The sequence below is a fragment of the Pantoea sp. ICBG 985 genome (assembly GCF_002928365.1).
GTDB lineage: Bacteria > Pseudomonadota > Gammaproteobacteria > Enterobacterales > Enterobacteriaceae > Pantoea > Pantoea dispersa.
Map to the genome: position 1 here is coordinate 689,626 of NZ_POWM01000002.1, position 22,345 is coordinate 711,970.

Genomic DNA, 22,345 nt, shown 5'->3' on the forward strand with positions numbered 1-22,345 from the left:
ACTTGCATCACCGCACCTGAAGCTTTATAAGGTGCGGTCTTGTTGCTCAACCCGGACCGCTATCATGACCGACCAACCTTTCTGGCAGACCAAACGCCTGGACCAAATGAACGACGCAGAGTGGGAATCGCTGTGCGACGGCTGTGGACAGTGCTGTCTGAATAAGTTGCAGGATGCGGATACCGATGAGATTTACTTCACCAATGTCGCCTGCAATCAGCTCAACATCAAGACCTGTCAGTGCCGCAATTATGAGCGTCGCTTCGAGTACGAAGAAGATTGCATCAAGCTGACGCGCGAGAATCTCACCACCTTTAACTGGCTGCCGCGCACCTGCGCTTACCGGCTGTTAGGGGAGGGCAAAACGCTGCCGGCGTGGCACCCGCTGATTGCCGGGTCGAAGAAGGCGATGCATGCTCAGCGTATTTCGGTGCGATACATCGCGGTGCGCGAGAGTGAAGTGCGCGACTGGGAAGAACACATTATAGACCGGCCGGATCGTAACGGCTGATAATGCAACAGGCAGCCGCGGCTGCCTGTTTTGTCTGAGACTTAGTTTGACTGGGACTCAGCGACCAAACAGATCGCGACGTTTTGCTTTGAACGGTTGCGCAATCAATACCAGAATGCCCACCAGCAGATAAGCGGCAAAAATCACGATCATCCACTGCGGCATGCTCCAGGTCAGGAAAGTCCATCCGCGTTCGGCGCAGTCACCGCTGGCGACAAATACCGCCGGCAGCCATTTATCCAGCGGCAGCCAGCTCGGGAAGCGAGCAGCAAAATCGCAGGTCACAAACGGATTGGGATGCAGCTGAATCATGGTGTGCTCATAAGAGAGGCGTACCCCTTCATAAGCGCTGTAGAGCCAGATGGCGATGGCTGCCCAGCGCAGCGGCGTTTTAGGCGCAATTGCACCCACCAGGCCGGCGCCCATGACGCCAAACAGCACACAACGCTCATAGATACACATTACGCAGGGTTGCAGTCCCATCACGTGCTGAAAGAACAGCGCAACCAGTTCAAAAACCAGGGCGGTCAGGGCCATTAATAACCAGGCACCGCGTCCGCGTGAGCATTGATTCAAGTATCGCAACATATTGCTTTTCCCGTAGCCGTTAATGCATCGCAGTGTAAACCAAAAGCGTACCCGTGCCAGCCAGGCAGGGGGAAAAAATCATGTATAAAAATGACTTATCCCTGATCCACGCCAAAAAATCGTGGCTTTTAGCACACGTCATCAAAAGCGCCCACGCAAGCGCAGCGTAACCCACGGCTTATTTCGCTGCGCAGCTGCTGAATTTTGCGCCAGCGCGCGCTTTTAATCCGCTGGCAGGCTATTTCCGCTATGACCCCTCTGGTATGATGAGTGCCATTACGACAAAGAAAGCAACGAGAAATAAATGCTATGGTGATTAAGGCACAGAGCCCTGCAGGATTCGCTGAAGAGTACATAATTGAAAGCATCTGGAACAGCCGTTTTCCGCCGGGATCGATTCTTCCTGCTGAACGTGAGCTTTCTGAACTGATCGGCGTGACCCGCACCACTCTGCGTGAAGTGCTGCAGCGGCTGGCTCGTGATGGCTGGCTGACCATTCAGCATGGTAAACCCACCCGCGTCAATGATTTCTGGGAAACGTCTGGTCTTAATATCCTCGAAACGCTCGCCCGTCTTGACCACGACAGTGTGCCGCAGTTAATTGATAACCTGCTGTCAGTGCGCACCAATATCGCGTCGATATTTATCAGTCGCGCGCTGCGCCATCATCCGGATAAGGCGCGTGAAGTGCTGGAGAGTGCGCTGAGCGAGGAAGATCAGGCTGAAGCCTATACCGAGCTGGATTACCGCGTGTTTCGCGGCCTGGCCTTTGCTTCCGGCAACCCGATTTACGGCCTGATTCTCAACGGTCTGAAAGGACTGTACACCCGCGTTGGCCGCCATTACTTCTCGAATCCGGAAGCGCGTGAACTGGCGCGTAACTTCTATCGTCAGCTGGCGGATCTGTGTGGCAAACAGCCGACGCAGGATCAGATCGTCGACAGCGTGCGTAACTACGGCCGCCGCAGCGGTGAAATCTGGCACAGTATGCAGAAAAGCATGCCGGATGATTTGAGCAGTAAGCGTTAAGTTTGCCCTGCCAGGTACGGTTTTAGCCGGGCACAATTTTGACTGACCTGACGCGTCGGCTGATGCAAGGGCAATCCGCAGCGCTGAGGCTTTTACGTTGCGCCAGGAGATTCCCGTGGGAAGCGGGAATCAGGCCGGGCCGGTCAGGATGACCGATACCGGCCGGTCCGTAAGGCGTAACGTAAACGCCGCAGGTACCGCGTAGCGGCGCGAGGACCTGGCCCGGCAGCAGCCGATGCGGCAGGTCCAGCGCAACCCTGCGCGTTTTATCTTCCTCTCAAAGCGCCGGTCCGCGCGCCGGACAGCGATCCAGCAGCTCCACGCTGCCATCTTCGTTCTGCTGTTCCAGATTGACATCAAAACCCCACAGCCGATGCACATGCTTCAGCACATCGCGACGGCTCTTATCGAGCGGGGCGCGCTGCTGCGGCACATAGCGTAGCGTCAGCGAACGGTCACCGCGCAGGTCAACGTTGTACACCTGAATATTCGGCTCCAGATTGCTCAGATTATACTGCGCTGACAGCTGCTGACGAATCGCGCGATATCCCGCCTCATCATGAATGGCGGCAATCTCAAGATAATTATTGCGATCGTCGTCCATCACCGTAAACAGACGGAAATCCCGCATCACTTTCGGCGACAGGAACTGGCTGATGAAACTCTCGTCTTTAAATTCGCGCATGGCGAAATGCAGCGTCTTCAGCCAGTCGGAGCCGGCGATGTCCGGGAACCAGTAGCGATCTTCTTCGGTTGGCGACTGACAGATGCGCTTGATGTCCTGGAACATGGCAAAGCCCAGCGCATACGGGTTGATACCGTTATACCACTGGCTGTTATACGGCGGCTGATACACCACGTTGGTATGGCTGTGCAGGAACTCCATCATAAAGCGTTCCGACACTTTGCCCTCATCGTACAGGTGATTCAGGATGGTGTAGTGCCAGAAGGTCGCCCAGCCTTCATTCATCACCTGGGTCTGTTTCTGCGGGTAAAAATACTGGCTGACTTTACGCACAATGCGCAGCACTTCACGCTGCCACGACTCCAGCAGTGGCGCGTTCTTTTCCATAAAGTACAGCAGGTTTTCCTGCGGCTCAGAGGGATAGCGCGCCGCCTCGACCTGAGTAAACTCTTTCTCTTTGCGTGGCAGGGTGCGCCACAGCGTATTGACCTGGCTCTGCAGATACTCTTCCCGGCTTTTCTGCCGCGCTTTCTCTTCCTGCAGCGAAATCTTTTGCGGGCGTTTGTAGCGATCGACGCCATAGTTCATCAGCGCATGACAGGAGTCCAGCAGCCGCTCGACCTCTTCCACGCCATAACGCTCTTCGCAATCAGAGATGTAGTTACGCGCGAACAGCAGGTAATCAACAATCGAGCTGGCATCGGTCCAGCTGCGGAACAGATAGTTATTTTTGAAGAAAGAGTTGTGGCCATAGCAGGCGTGCGCCATCACCAGCGCCTGCATGGTCATGGTGTTCTCTTCCATCAGATAAGCGATACAGGGATTCGAGTTAATGACGATCTCGTACGCCAGTCCCTGCTGGCCATGTTTATAGCGCTGCTCGGTTTCGATGAACTTCTTGCCGAACGACCAGTGGGCATAATTGATGGGCATCCCCACGCTGGAATACGCATCCATCATCTGCTCGGAGGTGATCACTTCGATTTGGTGCGGGTAGGTATCGAGCCCATAGCTTTTGGCCACGCGGTCGATCTCCGCCAGGTAGACATCAAGCAGCTCAAAGGTCCAGTCGGGACCGTCACTGAGTCGTTTGCTGTTGCGGGTTGGCTCGTCAAACATTGTCGTCATAGCGCACCTCTGTTTTGCAAGCGGCAGGCAACAGAGTGTCACCTGTCACGATCGTTTAAGGCTTCATCCTGAGAAAGACAGCCCAAAAAAACTGAGCGAACACTTCAATGATAGTCCACTGTCGCTTATCCGATGCGGGAACTCAATCGAATTCTTTTGGTACAAAATCATCATAATAGGCGTGCTTTGGTAGCTAATAAGGTGATGTGTTATCTGAGTGATAAATTGCAGCATTAAATCCTGTTTATAAGCGCGCGATATGACTGCGGCGCTTTCTCCTGAAAAAAGTGAGATGCTCTGTCTTTCGCATAATAATTCGCTGGTTAACGCTTTTAAGGCACAAAAAACTCTGATTTTGGCGCGACCGCATGATTTCAGTGTGCAGTTAAGTGAAAAACATGTGAAATGAAAGGGTCGAATGTAATATCAGTTCAGCCATCGGGTTATGCTAAACCCGATGGTGATACCAGTTAATTATGCTTTTCGCGATGAGGGGCTTATGCGCGTAGTCATTCTGGGTAGTGGTGTCGTAGGGGTAGCCAGTGCGTGGTATCTGGCGCAGGCGGGGCATGACGTCACCGTAATCGATCGCCAGCCCGGCGCGGCGCTGGAAACCAGTGCCGGCAATGCCGGGCAGATTTCGCCCGGCTATGCGGCACCCTGGGCGGCGCCCGGTGTGCCGCTCAAGGCGGTAAAGTGGATGTTTCAGAAACACGCGCCGCTGGCGGTGCGACTCGACGGCAGCAAATTCCAGCTGGAGTGGATGTGGAACATGCTGCGCAACTGCGACATGCGTCACTACCAGGAAAACAAAGGCCGTATGGTGCGCATCGCCGAATACAGCCGCGACTGCCTGAAGGCACTGCGCAGCAGCACCGGCATCGCCTATGAAGGGCGCCAGGGCGGCACATTGCAGCTGTTCCGCACGCAGCAACAGTTTGACAGCGCCAGCAAAGACATCGCGGTGCTGCGTGAAGCGGGTGTGCCTTATGAGCTGCTGGAAGCGCATCAGCTGCACAGTGTGGAGCCGGCGCTGGCGGGTACCGCGCACAAGCTGACCGGCGGCCTGCGCCTGCCGAATGACGAAACCGGTGACTGCCAGCTGTTTACCCAGCGTCTGGCGGCGATGGCAGCCGCCGCCGGTGTCACTTTCCGTTATGACACGTCGGTGGATCAGCTGTTGCGCGAAGGCAATCGCATCTATGGCGTGAAGTGCGGCGATGAGGTCATCAAAGCCGATGCTTACGTCGTGGCGTTTGGCTCCTACTCCACGGCGCTGCTGAAAGACATCGTGTCGATTCCGGTCTATCCGCTGAAAGGCTATTCCCTTACTATCCCGATCAAAGATCCGCAGGGCGCGCCGGTTTCCACCATTCTGGATGAGACCTATAAAGTGGCGGTGACACGCTTCGATGACCGCATTCGCGTCGGTGGCATGGCCGAAATCGTTGGTTTTAACACCAAACTGTTGCCGGCACGACGTGAAACACTGGAGATGGTGGTCCGCGATCTCTATCCTGAAGGCGGGTATGTTGAACAGGCTACGTTCTGGACCGGACTGCGCCCGATGACGCCGGATGGCACGCCAATTGTCGGGCGCACGCCGCTGACCAATCTCTGGCTGAACACCGGGCACGGTACGCTGGGCTGGACGATGGCCTGTGGTTCCGGCCAGTTGCTGGCCGATCTGATTTCGGGACGTAAACCGGCCATCGCCGCCGACGACTTGTCGGTGCTGCGTTATCTGCCGGGCTTTGTGGCCCCGGCATCGCCGCTGCGTAATGCCAGCGCGACGCGCTGATACTTCAGGGAGAGTAAAAACATGTCACGTCCTACGGGTGCCACCATTAATCAACAGGCGCTGCGCCACAATCTGGCGATTGTGCGTCAGGCGGCACCGCACGCGCGCGTCTGGTCGGTGGTGAAGGCCAATGCCTACGGCCACGGCATTGCCCGCGTATGGCAGAGTCTGGCGGAGACCGACGGTTTCGCGCTGCTGAATATGGAAGAGGCGATCCTGCTGCGCGAGCAGGGCTGGAAAAAGCCAATTCTGCTGCTGGAAGGCTTCTTTCACGCCGATGACCTGACGCTGATCGATCGCTATCGCCTGACCACCAGCGTACATAGTAACTGGCAGATTCAGGCGCTGGCGAAGGCGCAGCTGTCGGCGCCAGTCGATGTTTATCTGAAGATCAACAGCGGCATGAACCGTCTCGGTTTTCGTCCGGAACAGGCGCAGGCGGCCTGGCACAAGCTGCGTGCGTTGCCCAACGTGGGGGAAATGACGCTGATGGCGCACTTTGCCGATGCGGAAAACCCGCAGGGGCTGGTGGAACCGATGCAGCGCGTGGAACAGGCGGCGGAAGGGCTGAACTGTCCGCGTTCGCTTGCCAACTCAGCGACCACGCTGTGGCATCCGCAGGCGCATTTTGACTGGGTGCGGCCCGGCATTATTCTCTACGGCGCGTCACCGAGCGGCGACTGGCAGGATATCGCCAGTACCGGTCTGCAGCCGGTAATGACGCTCAGCAGTGAAATTATTGGCATACAGCAGATCGGTGCCGGCGAGGGCGTTGGCTACGGTTATCGCTACTACGCGGCCGCGCCACAGCGTATCGGTATTGTGGCCTGTGGCTATGCTGACGGCTATCCGCGCCATGCGCCGACCGGTACGCCGGTCAGCGTTGACGGCATCCGCACGCAAACGCTTGGGGCGATCTCGATGGATATGATGATGATTGACCTCGAACCCTGCCCGCAGGCGGGTATCGGTTCGCGCGTGGAGCTGTGGGGCAACGAGGTGAAAATTGATGAGGTAGCGAAAGCCGCCGGAACGGTAGGCTACGAGCTGATGTGTGCACTCGCGCCGCGCGTCCCGGTCACGCTTAGTTAAGCGCCGTCACTGAACCACGCATGTTCTTACTGCAGCGCCAGGCGATCAGCGCCAGCGCTGCACCCACCAGCATCATCAGCGCTAACGCTGATTTCTCCGCCACCGGCAGCGCCACCATCGCCAGGCTGCCACCCGCACCGCCCGCCATCTGAATAAATCCCTGCAGTGCCGCCGCCACACCCGCCTGCTGCTGATACGGCTCCAGCGCATAACTGGTGGCCGGACCGACGGTGAAGGCCAGGCCGGCCACCGAGATCGCCACCGGAATCATGTACAGCGACCAGTGGGTTTGCCAGGCCGCAGGTAACAGCGCCATCCCCGCCACCAGCAGCAGCGCACCGAGCAGCATGGTGACAAACCCCATGGCGAGACAAAACGGGCGGCCCGCTTTACGAATGGTTTTATTGACGAAGGCACTCACCAGCATGATCCAGAAACCGTTGGCGCCAAAGGCAAAGGAGAATTGCAGCGGCGTCAGGCCACCTTCGGTCATCAACACGTGCGGTGCCAGCGAAACGTAGGTCAGCACCATGCCGAGCGCGCCCGCGTTGGCAAAGGCGAAAGCGAGAAAGCGCGGCTGCCGGGCGATGGCAGCATACTGCGCCAGCGGCAGCCCTTTAACGCGCAGCGTGTCCGCCGGACGCGTTTCCGGCAGTGCGACCACCACAATAACGGAAATCACCAGCGCATAGCCGCACAGGAACCAGAAGGGCGCACGCCAGCCATAGGCTTCCGCCAGAATACCGCCGAGCAGCGGTGCCAGCGCTGGCACGATGTTCAGCGCGCCATTGAGGAAACCATAAGCCCGCGCCGCGGCATCGCCGCTCAGCCGATCGCGCACGCCGCTAAATGCCACCACCGCACTACAGCATACCGCACAGCCCTGAATCAGGCGCGCCAGGAAGAACACCGGCCAGACGGTGGCGGTTGCGGCCACTGCGCTGCCGATGATGTAGAGCGCGAGGCCGATCAGCGCGATCGGCTTACGGCCAAAATTATCCACCAGCGGACCAGTAACCAGCTGACCGATACCCATCACCAGCAAAAACAGCGGAATGGTGGTCTGGATCAGACTGACCGGGCTGTTAAGACCGTCGGCAATCTGCGGCAGCGTGGGGAGGTAGAGATCGATGCCCAGCGGTGCCAGCAGCACCAGGCTCAAAAGGAGTAGGGTAAACTTTTGCATTACGAACCAGTAACGTCCTGTTAAACAGGCGAGAAGGGTAATGAGTCTGCGGCCAAAAAGAAAGGGCTAAAACGAAAAGGCGATGTCTGCCGGCACAGCGCAGACATCGCGTCGAGGGTATCAGTAAGCACCGTCGCGGCGCAACACCACGCCAGCGGTTTTGAACAGGATGGCGATGTCAGTCCACAGCGCCCAGTTCTTCACGTACCAGGAGTCAAAATAGACGCGCGTGTCGTAGTCGATATCGTTACGCCCGCTGACCTGCCACAGACCGGTCATGCCCGGTTTGGCCATCAGATAGTAGTCAACATCGCCCGCGTAGCGTTCCAGCTCGGCTTCAATCACCGGACGCGGTCCCACCAGACTCATTTCGCCACGAATCACGTTCCACAGCTGGGGCAGTTCATCCAGGCTGGTTTTGCGCAGGAAGCCACCGATTTTGGTGATGCGCGGATCATTCTTCAGTTTGAAATCACGATCCCACTCAGCGCGCGCTTCGGCACTGGTGGCCAGCAGATTCTGCAGCACTTCCTGTGAGTTGGTCACCATTGAACGGAACTTCAGGCACTTAAACTTCACGCCATCCTGACCGACGCGTTCGTGGCCGTAAATGGCATTCCCGCCATCGCGCTTCACCATCCAGCACAGCAGACCGAACACCGGGGCAAGAAACAGCAGCAGCAATGAGGCAACCACCACGTCGAATGTGCGCTTGAGGAAACGCGAGGAGCGTTTCGCCAGGTTGTTACTGACGCGCAGGATCATCACTTCATGGCTGAAGATAAACGACATATCGGTGCCATACAGCGGCACACCGCGCAGCGTAGGGATAACCGAAATTGAGCGGCATTTCATCTTGGACAGAAACTTCAGCCATTTATCGCGCACCACCTGCTGTTCAAATTCGGTGGCGACGATAAATTGCGTGTTGTCACGGTCCATGGTTTGCCAGTTGATGTCTTTCCAGGTAATAACCGGCACGCCGTTAACACTTTCCTGGTGAGGCTCATCATCCAGCGAGATAAACGCCTGCACGTTATAGCCCAGAATCTCCTCGCTCTGCAGCGCTGCGTAGGCTTCCATGGCGTTTTTACCGGAGCCGATGATAATGGTCTCTTTCTGCCACTGGCCAGCGCGATTGATGGCACGCTTCACGCCGGCGCGCATCAGCGGCAGCAGCAGCAGGGCATAGGTCCAGCTAAACACCCACACCATGCGCGAGAAGTCCCATTTGGAAAAGGCAATCAGCGCCAGATCCAGCAGCGAAAACACAAACAGCGTTTTGACAATTTCTTTCAGCTCAAACCAGAACGGTTTGCGGTAGGTATAGTGGCGCATACGCACCCAGAACCAGGCTGTGCACAGCACTGACAGACCTAACTGTGCGACAAAGCGGTATTCAATTTGCTGCGGCGGAATAAAACTGTCCAGTTCTCCCCAAATACCCTGGACGGTGGCCGCGGATAAAAATAATGCCAGGTTCAGTGCAATTAAATCCGAAAAGCTGAGTGCCACTTTCGCGATGAGATTTTTGCGCAGTCCGCTCCACGAGCGGGTTGCATCGTTCATTACCAATGTACTTGCCATAAAACCTGCTCTCTTTTCTTAAGTAAAAGATGGCCTGACCAGAATCAAGTACGCGCTCAGGAGTCGTCCGCTGAAAGCAGAAATAAAATAATATTCAGCGAGATATGAGTCAGTGCTGCCATAAGCGCTGCATGGAAAGGGCCGTTTGAGACGTGATTTACGTCACGAAAAGCTGCAGCAACGTTTAAGAGTATGCAGGAGTTATTTGACAGAGTTAATATGGAAAGAGTCTGAAAAAACAATATTTGATTAAAGTACAGGTCAGCTAATTTATTGAAAAATAATAATAAAAGTAAAAGGTGCCATGAAATAACAGACTATTTTAAGACTACTTTTCGGAATGACCGCCAGTCAAAGTGAATGGCGGTGAGGAAAATATCAGGCCGGTTTTTTCAATACCCAGCGGTCTTGCTGCTTGTCATAGTGGCCGATTTGCAGATCAACCGGTTCGCCATCAATCCACGCCGGTACGCTGGTTTCATGATCCCAGCCGTCGAGCTGATAACTCAGGCCGGGGTTGGTATGGCAGGGGATGCCGACGGTATCCAGCTTCTCCGCATCCATTACTGCATCGACGATCTCGTAACGACCAATCTTCACCACGTGTCCCATCATCTTCTCCCGTTTGCTGGGTGGAATAGTGATCATAGACGCTGACACGCAGTTTACGAGCGATACGGCCTCAGATTATTCCTTCTCTTCCCGCACGCGCACCCCGATTTTGACGATTTGGTTATCCTCTTTTTCCGCCACCGTCCACGTCAGCTGGTTCCACTCGACCTGATCTCCCACCACTGGCGTGCTGCCGAGCAGACCCATAATCAACTGGCCGAGCGACTGCTGATCGTTGGTCTCTTCATCGAGCTCCAGGCCGTAGATCTGCGCGACATCGCGCAGGCGCGCCTCGGCATCAAGGATAAAGTCACCAAAGAAGCGCTGATCCAGCGCCACCGGCGGCGTCTGGCTGAACATTTTGCCCAGCGCCGGCAAATCGCGCTCGCGGCCAATAACGCACAGCACGTCACCCTCTTTCAGACGCGTATTGCCGTTGGGGTGCATCAGCGCGTTATCGCGGAACAGGGCGGCAATGCGCGTTTCGCGCGGCATTTGCAAATCGCGCAGCGCGGCGCCAACGCACCATTTGTCGGCGCTGAGCTGATAAACAAACTGCTCCCACGGATTTTCCGGATGGATATCCAGCCCGACGCGGCTGATGGGCGATGCGGTCGGCGGTACCACCACCTTAGCCCGTTTAGCGGCATAGCCCAGCGACGTGCCCTGCAGCATCAGAGATACCAGAACCACGAAGAAGGCGATATTGAAGTAGAGTTTTGAATTCTCCAGCCCGGCCATCATCGGGAACACCGCGAGGATAATCGGCACCGCACCGCGCAGGCCTACCCAGCTGATAAAGATGCGTTCACGTCCGGTAAAGCCTTTAAACGGCAGCAGCCCGACCAGAATCGACAGCGGACGCGCCACCAGAATCAGCCACAGTGAGAGAATCATCGCCGGCAGCGCGATATGCCACAGGTCAGACGGCGTCACCAGCAGGCCAAGCACGATAAACATACCAATCTGGCTCAGCCAGGCCATACCGTCGAAAGTTTGCAGAATGCCGTGGCGGTTACGAATCGGGCTGTTGCCCAGCAGGAAACCACACAGGTAGACCGCCAGAATGCCGCTGCCTTCCATCACTGTGGTCAGGGCAAACACAATGATGCCGCCGCTCAGCGCCAGCAGCGGATAGAGCCCTTGTGCCAGGCTGATGCGGTTGATCAGTTGCTGCAGCGCCCAGCCGCCGCCCAGTCCGAGCACAATGCCCAGGCCGAACTGCTGCACCAGATGCACCACAAACATCCAGCTCAGGCCGCTCTGCCCCTGCTGGATCATGTCGATTAGCGTAATGGTAAGAAACACCGCCATTGGATCGTTGCTGCCTGATTCAATCTCCAGCGTGGAACTGACGCGCTCGTTAAGCCCTTTGTCGCCCAGCAGTGAAAACACCGCTGCGGCGTCGGTTGAGCCGATAATGGCGCCAATCAGGAAGCCCTGCATCAGATCGAGCTTAAACAGCCAGGCGGCAGCCAGACCGGTGAGGCCGGCGGTAATCATCACGCCAACGGTGGCCAGCGACAGCGCCGGACCAAGCGCCACCTTGAACGAGCTGGCCTTGGTGCGCATGCCGCCGTCGAGCAGAATAATCGCCAGCGCCAGGTTGGACACCAGATAGGCCACCGGATAGTTATCAAAGGCAATACCGCCGATGCCGTCCACGCCGGTCAGCATCCCCAGCGCCAGGAAGATCACCAGAATCGGGATACCGAGACGCGACGAGAAGGAACTCAGCAGAATACTTGCTGCGACCAGCACGGAACCAATAATGAACAAACTGTAAATCATGCTGGCATTCAACGGCGTTCTCCTGCGGCGGGGCATAAAAAAGCAAATTGCGGGCAATTCACACAGACAAGGTGAAAAGATAATGCCTTATCAATAGCTTGTCAGCGGTTAATTGCACATTTTTTCATTCTGTGGCGCGCTATCCCATAGAAGGTTAAATCCGCACAGAAAAACAGCAGGGTTTTCAGAGGGGTTAAGCCGGGCGGGGGAAAGAAAAAGCCGGTCGGTGACCGGCTGGTAAACTCAGGCTTCAGCGACCTGTTTATGGAAAAGCTCACGAAATACCGGGTAGATGTCTTCCGGCTCACGGATGTGCTGAATGGCAAAGTTATCAAACATCGCCTGCAGATGCTCATACTCGCGCCACAGGGTTTGGTGCGCCCGTCGGGTAATCTCAATGTAGCTGTAGTAGCGCACCACCGGCAGAATATGCTTCGCCAGAATTTCATGACACAACGGTGAGTCATCCGCCCAGTTATCGCCGTCCGAGGCCTGCGCCGCATAGATATTCCACTGCGACGGGTCATAACGCTCTTTCACCACTTCGTCCATTAGCTTAAGCGCGCTGGAGACGATAGTGCCGCCGGTCTCCTGCGAGTAGAAGAACTCCTGTTCATCGACTTCTTTTGCCTGAGTATGGTGGCGGATATACACCACATCGACGTTTTTGTAAGTCCGGCTAAGGAACAGATAGAGCAGGATATAGAAGCGTTTCGCCATATCCTTGGTCGCCTGGTCCATCGAACCGGAAACGTCCATCAGACAGAACATGACCGCCTGGCTGGACGGTTCAGGCCGCTTCTCGAAATTCTTGTAACGCAGGTCAAAGGTGTCGATAAACGGCACGCGCTCAATGCGCGCCCGCAGTTCAGCAATCTCTTTACGCAGCCGCTCCTCTTCCAGCAGTTGCGCCGGCTCGCTGTTTTCGACTTCGCTCAGTGTGGCTTCAAGTTCGTGCAGCATACGACGCTTGCCTGCGGTCATGGCGGTTCTTCGCGCCAGCGAGTTTTGCAGCGAGCGCACCACGCTGATATTGGCCGGCACGCCATTCGAGGTGAAGCCCGCGCGGTGAGTTTTGTACTCATTGAGCTGGCGATGCTGATTTTTGCGCAGGTTAGGCAGCGCTAAGTCTTCAAACAGCAGATCGAGGTACTCATCCTTCGATATCTGAAACACGAACTCGTCCTGACCTTCTCCGTCCTGGCTGGCATTGCCCTGACCGCTGCCGCCACCACCGCCGCCCTGCGGCCGCTCAATGCGGTCGTTTTGCACAAAGTGGTCGTTCCCCGGATGCACGCGATGACGACTGCCGCCGCGCCCCTGATGGAAAATCGGCTCGTTGATGTCGTCGATAGGAATCGACACCGATTCGCCACTTTCCACGTCGGTGACCGAACGCTTGTTGATGGCCTCGGAGATCGACTGTTTGATTTGCGACTTATAACGGCGCAAAAAGCGCTGCCGGTTGACCGCACTTTTATTCTTGCCGTTAAGACGCCGATCGATGAAATAGGCCATAAATTCCCCCAAACTACGCTGTAAGCCAGGCCGGAACGGGTCCGGCCTCCTCAGGCGGCATGTGGATGCCGCGCAGCTTACCGCTGTCGATTATGACGATTTGCGCACGCGCAGATACCATTCACACAGCAGACGCACCTGCTTGCGGGTATAGCCTTTTTCCATCATGCGATCGACAAAATCGTCGTGTTTTTTCTGTTCGTCCGTGGATGTTTTGGTGTTGAACGAAATCACCGGCAACAACTCCTCGGTGTTGGAGAACATTTTCTTCTCGATCACCGTGCGCAGTTTTTCGTAGCTGGTCCAGTTTGGATTGCGTCCGTTATTCTGCGCTCGTGCGCGCAGCACAAAGTTGACAATCTCGTTACGGAAATCTTTCGGGTTACTGATCCCGGCAGGTTTCTCGATCTTTTCCAGCTCGGCATTGAGTGATTCACGATCAAACAGCTGGCCGGTATCCGGATCGCGGTACTCCTGATCCTGAATCCAGAAATCCGCGTAAGTGACGTAGCGGTCGAAGATGTTCTGACCATACTCCGAATAGGATTCGAGGTAAGCGGTCTGAATCTCTTTGCCAATGAACTCCGCATATTTCGGAATCAGATAGCCTTTCAGGTGTTCCAGATACTTCTCCGCCTGATCCTGCGGGAACTGCTCGCGCTCGATCTGCTGCTCCAGCACGTAAAACAGGTGTACCGGGTTAGCCGCTACTTCGGCATGGTCGAAGTTAAACACGCGTGACAGAATCTTAAATGCGAAGCGGGTCGACAGGCCGTTCATGCCTTCATCCACCCCGGCGTAATCGTGATACTCCTGCCACGATTTCGCTTTCGGATCGGTGTCTTTAAGGCTTTCACCGTCATAGACGCGCATCTTCGAGTAGATGCTGGAGTTTTCTGGCTCTTTCAGGCGCGACAGAATCGAGAAACGTGCCAGCGTTTCCAGCGTGCCGGGTGCGCAAGGCGCGGTGGTTAGCTCACTGTGGTTGAGCAGTTTTTCATAAATTTTGATCTCCTCGGACACGCGCAGGCAGTATGGCACCTTCACGATGTATACGCGGTCAAGGAAAGCTTCGTTGTTTTTGTTGTTACGGAATGTCACCCACTCTGATTCGTTGGAGTGCGCCAGAATGATGCCGTTAAACGGCAGGGCGGAAATCCCTTCGGTACCGTTATAGTTACCTTCCTGAGTGGCGGTCAGCAGCGGATGCAGCACTTTAATGGGTGCTTTGAACATCTCCACGAATTCCATGATGCCCTGGTTGGCGCGGCACAGCGCACCTGAATAGCCGTAGGCATCCGGATCGTTCTGCGCGTGGTTTTCCAGCTTACGGATATCCACTTTACCCACCAGCGCTGAAATATCCTGGTTGTTCTCATCACCCGGTTCGGTTTTGGCGATAGCCAGCTGTTCCAGAATCGACGGCCACACTTTCACCACTTTGAAGCGGGTGATGTCGCCGCCAAAGTCATGCAACCGTTTTGCCGCCCACGGCGACATGATGGTGCCGAGGTAACGCCGCGGTACGCCGTACTCTTTTTCCAGAATATTGGCGTCTTCCTGCGGATTAAACAGGCACAGCGGATGGTCATTGACCGGGCTGCGTTCACCGTCGGCACTCAGCACATAGATTGGCACGCGCTGCATCAGCGCTTTAAGTCGTTCGGCCAGCGAGGATTTACCGCCGCCCACCGGGCCGAGCAGGTACAGAATCTGTTTCTTCTCCTCCAGCCCCTGTGCGGCGTGTTTCAGGTAGGAGACGATCTGCTCAATCGCTTCCTCCATACCGTAAAACTCTTCAAAGGCCGGGTAGCGTCCGATGACGCGGTTCGAGAAGATACGGGAAAGGCGAGGCTCCTGGGCAGTATCGACCATCACAGGCTCACCGATGGCCATCAATAGTCGTTCTGCCGCGTTGGCGTATGCACTGCGATCCTGCTTACAGATGGTGAGGAATTCCTGCAGTGTGAACTCTTCGTCCTTGGCAGCTTCATAACGCTGACGATAGTGATCGAATATATTCATAGCGATGCCCGTCCTTTCGTTTTTAGCACAGGTAAAGGAGCGTAATAAGATGCTCTTGCAGCTCCCGGAAGATATTCTTTATTGAGTACAGCAACCCTTATGCCAACCTGACGATTTTTTATCGGGATTCACAATTCTTATGGTTACTCTGCTCGTACAAAAAATTCTCGTCTTACTTTTACTGTAGAAGGCAATCAGAAAAATTGCTCCGTCTTTTCTCCTTATTTAGCGATATATCAATAACAAAGTCTCATAAGCGCTAAGGCCGTCACGCCCTTGCGGCAACAGGTGCGCTGCGTCTCAGACACTTCTGACAGGATAAAAAGGAAATCAACATTAAAAGTTAAACCAGTGGCAAAATTTGGTTAGACTCTGCGTGTGATTGTTATATTAATGGAATGAATAAATTGTGAACCATTTCAAACTTAAGGCGCTTGCTCTGATGTGTCCTTGCTATTTTGCGGCGTTCAGCACTTACGCTGAACCCGTGTCACTTGGGGCTTCGGTTATTTATGCCCAGTCGCCGTACCGCGGCGGCCAGGACCGTTATCTGCCGATCCCGGTCATCAATTATGAGGGGGAAAACTTTTGGTTCCGCAGCCTGCAGGGCGGTTATTACCTGTGGAAAGACCCGCAGAATCAGCTGTCGTTAACGCTGCTGGGCTCGCCGCAGCAGTATGACCCGAAAGATAACGATCTGGGCGATATGAAAGGGCTGGACAAGCGTCGCATGACGCTGATGGCCGGCGCGACTTATCGTCACGTTGCTGACTGGGGAATTGTGCGTACCGCGCTGCTGGGCGATGTGCTGAATAACAGCAACGGCATGATCTGGGACCTGACCTACCTGTACCGCTTTGATTTCGGCGCGTTCAGCCTGACACCGGGCATTGGCGCAATGTGGAACAGTGCCAACCAAAACCGCTATTACTACGGCGTTTCCGGCCACGAAAGCGCGCGTACCGGCATCGATCGCTATCACCCGGACGACAGCTGGTCGCCTTACGTCGAGATGAACGCCAGCTACCAGATCAGTGAGAGCTGGAACGCCAGCCTGTCAGGCCGTTACACCCGTTTCGCCAGCGAAATTAAAGACAGTCCAATGGTAGATAAAGACGGTCAGTTTACGCTGTGGACCGGCGTCAGCTACAGCTTCTGATGACCGCACGAACGCCTCATAATGAGGCGTTTTTGTTACCCTGCACCAATATTGCGCCCCGTAATGGCGCAACGGGAGGTGAGATGAAGACAATTCAGTTCAATGAGGATACGCCGTTACCGGCTATCGGCCAGGGCACCTGGTATATGGGCGAGAATCCGGCACAGCGGGCGCAGGAAATCGCTGCGCTGCAGGCTGGACTGGACGCCGGACTGAAACTGATCGATACCGCTGAGATGTATGCCGAAGGCGGCGCGGAAGAGGTGGTCGGCGCTGCGCTGCGCGGACGGCGCGATCAAGCCTGGCTGGTATCAAAAGTTTACCCGTGGAACGCCGGTGAGGTCGATGCGATTGACGCCTGTGAGCGCAGTCTGCGCCGTCTGCAGACGGACTATCTCGATCTTTATCTGCTGCACTGGCGCGGTAATGTGCCGCTGGAGGAGACCGTGCGCGCCATGCAAACGCTGCAGCAGCAGGGCAAAATCCGCCACTGGGGCGTCTCCAATTTTGATAGCGACGATCTGCAGGAGCTGTGGAGTGAAGCCGGAGGGATGGGCTGCGCGACTAATCAGGTGCTGTACCATCTGGCTTCACGCGGTATTGAATTCGATTTACTGCCGCTCTGTCAGCAGCACCATACGCCCGTCATGGCTTACTGTCCGCTGGCGCAGGCCGGACGGCTGCGTCAGGCGCTGTTTGACGATGCGACTTTGCAGCAGATTGCACAACAGAAGGGCATCAGCATCGCTCAGTTGCTGTTGAGCTGGGTGATTCGCCAGCCGGGCGTAATGGCCATTCCCAAGGCGGGCAGCGTGGCGCACGTGCAGGAGAATGCGGCGGCCCTGAATATCATCCTGACCAGCGATGAGCTGGCGCTGCTGGATCGCGCCTTTCCGCCGCCGCAGCATAAACTGGCGCTGGATGTGGTGTAAACGGCGCGTGCGCGCCGTTCAGCATTACTTATTGCGGATTCTCAGCGTGACGCCAAGGCGGGCAGGGGTTTCTCCGGCACTTTTCATCGGTTTGCTAATCCGCGCCGTCTCCACGCATACCATGGTTTTATAACCATCATTAGGCATATCGGCCATGCTGCAGGACAGTGCCGGGCCAGGATTCCAGGTGACAACGTCACTTTGATAATGGTGATAGACTTCAATCTGGCGTTTACCGGCGCGATCGTGGATCACGCTGCAGTCTTCCGCTGCGGTATGAATGCGATCAACCCGATCGGGATAAGTTTGTTTCCCGTCCGCTGCGCTGCCGATGGCACTGTCCTGCACCTTATCGATGTAGCTGTTGCCGAGCCCGCTGACTTCAACCTGCGCAATGTCCGCCACCTGAAAATAGCTGTGCAGCGCGGCAGTGGCTTCATAATCGCCCCAGGCTTCCAGCTCAATCTCACAGTGTTCAGCAATGCGGAAGCGCGCCAGCAGTGTGAAGTCGTGCGGCCACAGTTTTTTCGTTTGTGCATTACTTTCCAGCGTGAACGTCAGCATGACCGCATCTTCGTTCTCATCATGCGCCGTCAGCGTCCACGGCTGATTGCGGGCAAAGCCATGCGCAGGTTCACCTGCCGGACCAAACCACGGCCAGCAGACCGGCACGCCGCCGCGAATGGCTTTTCCGCTGACGAATGGCGTCTTGTCGCTGAGCCAGATGGCGGGCTGCTGACCGGCCGGTTGCCATGCCAGTAGGTGCGCACCCTGCAGGGCAATGGCGGCGCGCACTTTCGGATGGCTGATCACCAGAATCGATAATTCACCCATCTGACGCTGCGACAGGTAAGGGGTGATCTGCGTCACCACGGGCAAGTTAAAGAGCGAATTGTGCATTGTCAGACCTTCTCTCATCCAATCGAAAAAAAAGGGGCGACCGAAGTCACCCCTTGTCTGTTTAGCCGGTTAGCTTACTTAGCAGCAACCAGTGCAATCAGATCCAGAACCTTGTTGGAGTAACCGGTTTCGTTATCGTACCAGGAAACCAGTTTCACAAAGTTGTCGTTCAGAGCGATACCGGCTTTCGCGTCGAACACGGAAGTCAGGGTTTCGCCGTTGAAGTCGGTAGAAACCACGTCGTCTTCGATGTAGCCCAGCACGTCTTTCATGTCACCTTCAGCAGCGGCTTTGATGGCTGCACAGATGTCTTTGTAAGACGCTGGTTTTTCCAGACGGACGGTCAGGTCAACCACAGACACGTTTGGCGTCGGTACGCGGAACGCCATACCGGTCAGTTTACCGTTCAGCTCTGGCAGAACTTTACCTACTGCTTTCGCTGCGCCAGTTGAAGATGGGATAATGTTCTGTGCTGCACCGCGGCCGCCGCGCCAGTCTTTGTGAGACGGGCCATCAACGGTTTTCTGGGTGGCGGTGGTGGCGTGAACAGTGGTCATCAGACCTTCAACGATACCGAACTTGTCGTTGATCACTTTAGCCAGCGGTGCCAGGCAGTTGGTGGTGCAGGAAGCGTTAGACACGATGTCCTGGCCGGCATATTTGTCGAAGTTGGCACCACGAACGAACATTGGGGTGTCATCTTTAGACGGGCCAGTCAGAACCACTTTCTTCGCGCCGGCAGTGATGTGTTTACGTGCGGTTTCGTCGGTCAGGAAGATACCGGTTGCTTCAGCAACAACGTCAACGCCCACTTCGTCCCATTTCAGGTTAGCCGGGTCTTTCTCAGCGGTAACACGGATTTTTTTACCGTTAACGATCAGCGCGCCATCTTTCACTTCTACGGTGCCGTCGAAACGACCGTGTGTAGAGTCATACTTCAGCATGTAAGCCATGTAATCGGCGTCGAGCAGGTCGTTGATCGCGACGATTTCGATGTCAGAACGCTGCTGAGCAGCACGGAAAACGATGCGACCGATACGGCCAAAACCGTTGATACCTACTTTGATAGTCATATATTCCACCAGCTATTTGTTAGTGAATAAAAGGTTGGCTGTAAAATTACAAAAACCTTACCAGGCGTCAAGCGGAATCGTGTCAATTGTTGCGACAGGTCAATTCCAGCGCCAGGAATAATTGGGTGCGCAAACGCTTGCGCAGCGCCCTTATTGCGCACCTATCTTACGCCGAATGCAGACTAAAAAGGGATGACTGTTGCAAAGAGTGATCGTCATCACAAAATTGCGCAGTGCTGGTCGGGGCAAAAGCATCCGCACGAAAAAAGACCCGGAAGATGTTGTTCGTTTGTTAGAATACTAGACGATTTTTACAGAATGACACTCCGGAACTCAAAATGGCTAAAGACACCGCACCCGAGGCAAAAATTGCCCAGCTGTCGGAAATGCAGCGCTACGTCACTCAGCATCGTGGAACCGAACCGCCTTTCACCGGCGCGCTGTTGCACAACAAGCAGGAGGGTATCTATCACTGCCTGGTCTGCAACGCACCGCTGTTTCTCTCCGAAACCAAGTATGACTCCGGCTGCGGCTGGCCGAGCTTTTACCAGCCGTATAACGATGAAGCTATCCGCTATCTGGAAGATGACTCGCACGGTATGCACCGCGTCGAAATCCGCTGCGGTAACTGCGACGCCCATCTGGGCCACGTCTTCCCGGATGGCCCGCAGCCAACCGGTGAGCGCTATTGTGTCAACTCAGCGTCGCTGAACTTTACCGACGAGCAGGGCAATCAGCACGAGGGCTGAGCATGAAGCAGGAACTGGAAGCAATGCTGGCGGCGATGACGCCGGAAGTCTACGATCGCCTCGCCAGCGCGGTGGAAACCGGCAAGTGGCCAGACGGCGTGGCGCTGACGCAGGATCAGAAAGATAACTGCCTGCAGCTGGTGATGCTGTGGCAGGCGCGCCATAACGACGAACCGCAGCACATGACCATTGGTAAAGGCGGCGAGATGGTGATGAAGTCGAAAAAACAGCTGAAGGAAGAGTGGGGAATCGAGTCCGACGTGACGCGCATCAACCTGCATTAACCGGCTGCAGGGCTGGAGAGTTCCAGCCCTGATTTTCAGATAATGACCGCACCCTGCGCCTGCATCTGCGCGATCGCGATCTCGCTGTCGTCCGGATTGAGATTGACGCCACGGCAGCCTTCCTGCACCACCTCAACGTGATATCCCAGTTCCAGCGCATCCAGCACGCTGTACTTGACGCAGTAATCGGTCGCCAGGCCGAGCATCACCAGGTGAGTAATGCCGCGCTCGCGCAGCCAGCTGTCGAGCTCGGTTTTGCGGCGGTGCCCGTTATCGAAAAAGGCGCTGTAGCTATCCACATCCACATCGCCGCCTTTATGGAACACCGCATCAATCAGACTGCGATCGAGATCCGGATGGAAATCCGCGCCCTGTGAGTGCTGCACGCCGTGATCCGGCCACCAGATCTGCGCCAGGCCATTCAGTTCACCGAGGGTATACACCGGCTCGCCAGAGACCGAGGCAAAGCTGCCGTGATTGGCCGGATGCCAGTCCTGCAACGCCACCACGCATTCACCGCGCGCGCGGAATTCGCGTGCATAGCGATTAGCAACGGCAACCGTCTGGTCACCTTCACGCACGGCCATCGGGCCGCCGGGGCAAAAATCGTTCTGAATATCGATGATTATCAATGCCCGCTTCATGGGATTTTGCTCCGTATCAGTCTTCGGTCAGTTCGCCACGTAAATTCTGCTGCATTTTGGCACGAATTTCAGCGCTGGTGAGGTTCTGGCTTAACAAAAAGTGCAGTTTAGTCAGGGTGGCCTCGACGGTGAGATCAAAACCACTGATCACGCCGGCGTGTTCCAGTGCGTTGCCGGTGGCATAACCGCCCATGTTGACCTTGCCGGACATGCACTGCGTCAGGTTCACCACCACAATGCCGCGCTCGCTGGCCTGCTGCAGTTCGGCAAGAAACTCGGCGTTTTGTGGCGCGTTGCCCACACCGTAAGAGCGCAGAATCAGCGCTTTGACCGGCTGACGCAGGAAATTGCGCACCACGTCGGCAGAGATGCCCGGATAAATCGTCACCACGCCAATCGGCTGAGGCGTGATCGGATGGACGATCAGCTCACCGCTGCCGCGCGGTGCCGGCGGCGTATTGAGACGGCGAATATGGATGCCCGCTTCCAGCAGCGGCGACAGGTTAGGTGACGCAAACGCATTAAAGCCGTCGGCGTGGGCTTTGGTGGTGCGGTTACCGCGGAACAGCGTGTTGTTGAAGAACAGCGCCACTTCATTAATCGGATAGTTGGCCGCGACGTACAGCGAGTTCAGCAGGTTCTGCTGACCGTCTGAGCGCAGCTCGGCCAGCGGGATCTGCGACCCGGTGACGATCACCGGCTTGGCCAGGTTCTCCAGCATGAACGACAGCGCCGACGCGGTGAACGCCATGGTATCGGTGCCATGCAGAATGACGAAACCGTCATAGCGATCGTAGTTCAGCTGGATGTCGTCAGCGATTGACTGCCAGTCCTGCGGCGTCATATCCGAGGAGTCAATCAGCGGGTGGTATTCGTGGATGGTAAAATCCGGCATTTCCGGACGGTGAAACTCTGGCATCATCGCCAGCTGCTGCTGCAGATGGCCAGAGACCGGAATGTAACCCTGCGCGGAGCGTTGCATACCGATGGTCCCGCCCGTGTAGGCTACATAGATATTTTTCTTTTGCATGAATGGACTCAGACTTGCCGT

The 22,345-nt window shown here is 55.9% G+C and carries 20 protein-coding genes; 8 read left to right on the plus strand and 12 right to left on the minus strand.

All coding sequences use genetic code 11. The annotated features are described in order from the left end of the window. The first annotated feature begins 64 nt into the window (after positions 1-64). Positions 65-511, plus strand: a complete 447-nt coding sequence (locus C1Y42_RS09245; RefSeq protein WP_021510046.1) for a YcgN family cysteine cluster protein — start codon at positions 65-67, stop codon at positions 509-511. Between the two features lie 57 nt (positions 512-568). On the opposite strand, the gene dsbB is transcribed toward C1Y42_RS09245, so the two are convergent. Continuing rightward, on the minus strand, positions 569-1,099 hold the full coding sequence (gene dsbB, locus C1Y42_RS09250) for a disulfide bond formation protein DsbB (protein WP_104093242.1): 531 nt from the start codon (positions 1,097-1,099) through the stop codon (positions 569-571). Between the two features lie 309 nt (positions 1,100-1,408). Between dsbB and fadR the strand changes: the two genes are divergently transcribed. Further along, on the plus strand, positions 1,409-2,128 hold the full coding sequence (gene fadR / locus C1Y42_RS09255) for a fatty acid metabolism transcriptional regulator FadR (protein WP_058757728.1): 720 nt from the start codon (positions 1,409-1,411) through the stop codon (positions 2,126-2,128). Positions 2,129-2,405: 277 nt separating this feature from the next. Here the strand turns inward: fadR and C1Y42_RS09260 are convergent, their stop codons facing one another. Beyond that, positions 2,406-3,941, minus strand: coding sequence for a SpoVR family protein (locus C1Y42_RS09260; RefSeq protein ID WP_031280208.1), 1,536 nt, complete (start codon positions 3,939-3,941; stop codon positions 2,406-2,408). A 499-nt stretch (positions 3,942-4,440) separates the two neighbouring features. On the opposite strand from C1Y42_RS09260, the gene C1Y42_RS09265 reads away from it, so the two are divergent. Together C1Y42_RS09265 and dadX are read left to right on the plus strand one after the other, a co-directional pair. Further along, positions 4,441-5,742 carry a D-amino acid dehydrogenase gene (locus C1Y42_RS09265; protein ID WP_104093243.1) on the plus strand — a complete coding sequence of 434 codons (1,302 nt, stop codon included), beginning with the start codon at positions 4,441-4,443 and terminating at the stop codon, positions 5,740-5,742. A 21-nt stretch (positions 5,743-5,763) separates the two neighbouring features. After that, on the plus strand, positions 5,764-6,834 hold the full coding sequence (gene dadX, locus C1Y42_RS09270; RefSeq protein ID WP_104093244.1) for a catabolic alanine racemase DadX: 1,071 nt from the start codon (positions 5,764-5,766) through the stop codon (positions 6,832-6,834). Here the strand turns inward: dadX and C1Y42_RS09275 are convergent. From C1Y42_RS09275 to yeaG, 6 genes are all read right to left on the minus strand, one after another. Next, on the minus strand, positions 6,827-8,020 hold the full coding sequence (locus C1Y42_RS09275) for a multidrug effflux MFS transporter (RefSeq protein ID WP_104093245.1): 1,194 nt from the start codon (positions 8,018-8,020) through the stop codon (positions 6,827-6,829). The genes dadX and C1Y42_RS09275 overlap by 8 nt on opposite strands. A gap of 120 nt (positions 8,021-8,140) precedes the next feature. After that, complete coding sequence (wbaP, locus tag C1Y42_RS09280) at positions 8,141-9,607, minus strand: undecaprenyl-phosphate galactose phosphotransferase WbaP (protein WP_058757724.1); 1,467 nt, start codon at positions 9,605-9,607, stop codon at positions 8,141-8,143. Between the two features lie 378 nt (positions 9,608-9,985). After that, the gene (locus C1Y42_RS09285) at positions 9,986-10,219 is read right to left on the minus strand and encodes a DUF1480 family protein (protein ID WP_104093260.1); all 234 of its coding nucleotides are present in this window, start codon (positions 10,217-10,219) and stop codon (positions 9,986-9,988) included. A gap of 75 nt (positions 10,220-10,294) precedes the next feature. Then, entirely contained in the window at positions 10,295-12,022 is a 1,728-nt protein-coding gene (locus C1Y42_RS09290; RefSeq protein WP_021510055.1) for a potassium/proton antiporter, read from the minus strand. 231 nt (positions 12,023-12,253) lie between these two features. Next, positions 12,254-13,528, minus strand: a complete 1,275-nt coding sequence (locus tag C1Y42_RS09295; protein ID WP_058757723.1) for a YeaH/YhbH family protein — start codon at positions 13,526-13,528, stop codon at positions 12,254-12,256. A 90-nt stretch (positions 13,529-13,618) separates the two neighbouring features. Further along, entirely contained in the window at positions 13,619-15,553 is a 1,935-nt protein-coding gene (gene yeaG, locus C1Y42_RS09300; RefSeq protein ID WP_021510057.1) for a protein kinase YeaG, read from the minus strand. Between the two features lie 409 nt (positions 15,554-15,962). Between yeaG and C1Y42_RS09305 the strand changes: the two genes are divergently transcribed. Together C1Y42_RS09305 and C1Y42_RS09310 are read left to right on the plus strand one after the other, a co-directional pair. After that, positions 15,963-16,712, plus strand: a complete 750-nt coding sequence (locus tag C1Y42_RS09305; protein WP_058774604.1) for a MipA/OmpV family protein — start codon at positions 15,963-15,965, stop codon at positions 16,710-16,712. 83 nt (positions 16,713-16,795) lie between these two features. After that, positions 16,796-17,644, plus strand: a complete 849-nt coding sequence (locus tag C1Y42_RS09310; RefSeq protein WP_104093246.1) for an aldo/keto reductase — start codon at positions 16,796-16,798, stop codon at positions 17,642-17,644. Positions 17,645-17,668: 24 nt separating this feature from the next. Here C1Y42_RS09310 and C1Y42_RS09315 read toward each other — a convergent pair whose 3' ends face one another. Further along, on the minus strand, positions 17,669-18,544 hold the full coding sequence (locus C1Y42_RS09315; RefSeq protein WP_058771253.1) for a D-hexose-6-phosphate mutarotase: 876 nt from the start codon (positions 18,542-18,544) through the stop codon (positions 17,669-17,671). 74 nt (positions 18,545-18,618) lie between these two features. Beyond that, positions 18,619-19,617 (minus strand): glyceraldehyde-3-phosphate dehydrogenase, encoded by a 999-nt coding sequence (gapA, locus tag C1Y42_RS09320; RefSeq protein WP_021510061.1) that lies wholly within the window; start codon positions 19,615-19,617, stop codon positions 18,619-18,621. A 338-nt stretch (positions 19,618-19,955) separates the two neighbouring features. Between gapA and msrB the strand changes: the two genes are divergently transcribed. Both msrB and C1Y42_RS09330 read left to right on the plus strand, forming a co-directional pair. Next, complete coding sequence (gene msrB / locus C1Y42_RS09325) at positions 19,956-20,366, plus strand: peptide-methionine (R)-S-oxide reductase MsrB (RefSeq protein WP_021510062.1); 411 nt, start codon at positions 19,956-19,958, stop codon at positions 20,364-20,366. A gap of 2 nt (positions 20,367-20,368) precedes the next feature. Continuing rightward, the gene (locus C1Y42_RS09330; protein ID WP_031280212.1) at positions 20,369-20,650 is read left to right on the plus strand and encodes a YeaC family protein; all 282 of its coding nucleotides are present in this window, start codon (positions 20,369-20,371) and stop codon (positions 20,648-20,650) included. A 35-nt stretch (positions 20,651-20,685) separates the two neighbouring features. Here the strand turns inward: C1Y42_RS09330 and pncA are convergent, their stop codons facing one another. Together pncA and ansA are read right to left on the minus strand one after the other, a co-directional pair. Continuing rightward, positions 20,686-21,294, minus strand: a complete 609-nt coding sequence (gene pncA, locus C1Y42_RS09335) for a bifunctional nicotinamidase/pyrazinamidase (RefSeq protein ID WP_031280213.1) — start codon at positions 21,292-21,294, stop codon at positions 20,686-20,688. A gap of 16 nt (positions 21,295-21,310) precedes the next feature. Further along, positions 21,311-22,324 carry an asparaginase gene (gene ansA / locus C1Y42_RS09340; RefSeq protein WP_058757717.1) on the minus strand — a complete coding sequence of 338 codons (1,014 nt, stop codon included), beginning with the start codon at positions 22,322-22,324 and terminating at the stop codon, positions 21,311-21,313. Between the last annotated feature and the right edge of the window lie 21 nt (positions 22,325-22,345).